The sequence below is a fragment of the Luteimonas huabeiensis HB2 genome (assembly GCF_000559025.1).
Classification (GTDB): domain Bacteria; phylum Pseudomonadota; class Gammaproteobacteria; order Xanthomonadales; family Xanthomonadaceae; genus Luteimonas; species Luteimonas huabeiensis.
In genome coordinates this window covers 1-1347 of record NZ_JAAN01000076.1, presented here as the reverse complement: position 1 = coordinate 1347, position 1347 = coordinate 1, and the positions used below count along the sequence as shown (strand labels likewise).

The window sequence follows — 1347 nt, the reverse complement described above, 5'->3', positions numbered from 1 at the left end:
GACGGCCGACCCCGCGTCCGGGGATGCCGTCGTCGCCGGCCAGGCCATCACCTACACGCTGAGCGTCACGGTGGAAAACTCGCCCACGCAGTCCGACGTGGTGCTGACCGACACGCTGGGTGCGGGCCTGACCTTCGGCCAGGTCGTGAACGCGGGCGACTTCGTCGCCGGCGGCAGCGACAGCGTGCGTACCTTCACCCGGTCGGCAACGCCGTGGTGCCTATCGGCGGCGGCGATCCGAACGACCCCGGCGCTCCGCCGCCGACCTGCGCGAACTGCGAGACCCAGCACCCGCTGGCGCCGACCGTTGCGGTGGCGAAGACCGCCGACCCGGCGTCCGGTGCGGCGGTACTCGCGGGCCAGACCCTCACCTACACGCTGAGCGTGACCGTCGGCAACGCGAACACGCAGTCCGACGTGGTGCTGACCGATAGCCTCGGCGCCGGCCTGACCTTCGGCCAGGTGGTGAACGCGGGCGACTTCGTCGCCGGCGGCAGCGGCAGCGTGCGTACCTTCACCCTGCCGGCCGGCGCCGCGCCGGGCAGCTACAGCGTGGTCTACACCGCGACCGTCGATGCCGACGCGCAGACCTCGGTCGGCAACGCCGTGGTGCCCACCGGCGGTGGCGATCCGAACGATCCGGGCGCTCCGCCGCCGACCTGCGCCAGCTGCGAGACCGAACACCCGCTCGCTTCGGCGATCCACGTGTCCAAGAGCGCGGACCCGGCCTCGGGCAGCGAGGTGTCGCCGAACGACACCCTCACCTACACGCTGACGGTGACGATCGCCAACGCAGCCACCACCGAGGTGCTGACCCTGACCGACACGCTGGGCGCGGGCCTGAGCTTCGGCCAGGTGACCGACGCCGGCGCGTTCGCCTGCAGCGGCGCGCTGAGCTGCACGCTGCCGGCCGGCACGCTGCCGGGCACCTAGCGGATGCGACCGGCGCGCTGGGCAACGTGGTGACCGCGAGCAATCCGCCGGGCGGCAACGACCCGGATCCGGTCTGCACCACCTGCGAGACCGAGCACGAAGTCGTGCCGACCTCGATCGTGGTGGCGAAGACGTCCGATCCGGCCTCGGGCAGCGAGGTGTCGCCGGGCGACACGCTGACCTACACGCTGACGGTGACCATCGCCAACTCGGCGACCACCGAGGTGCTGACGCTGACCGACACGCTGGGCGCGGGGCTGAGCTTCGGCGAGGTGACCGATGCCGGCGCGTTCGCCTGCAGCGGCGCGCTGAGCTGCACGCTGCCGGCCGGGACGCTGCCGGGCACCTATGCGCTGAGCTACACCGCGACGGTGAACGCGGATGCGACCGGCGCGCTGGGCAACGTGGTGACCG

The 1347-nt window shown here is 72.5% G+C and carries 2 protein-coding genes; both read left to right on the top strand.

The genetic code is table 11. The annotated features are described in order from the left end of the window. The first annotated feature begins 213 nt into the window (after positions 1–213). A complete protein-coding gene (locus tag Z164_RS0119525; RefSeq protein ID WP_024892306.1) occupies positions 214–933 on the top strand; it encodes an isopeptide-forming domain-containing fimbrial protein in 720 nt (239 codons plus the stop codon). Positions 934–962: 29 nt separating this feature from the next. Continuing rightward, positions 963–1347: isopeptide-forming domain-containing fimbrial protein (locus tag Z164_RS21145; protein ID WP_152541073.1), on the top strand; the 385-nt coding region annotated here is incomplete at its 3' end.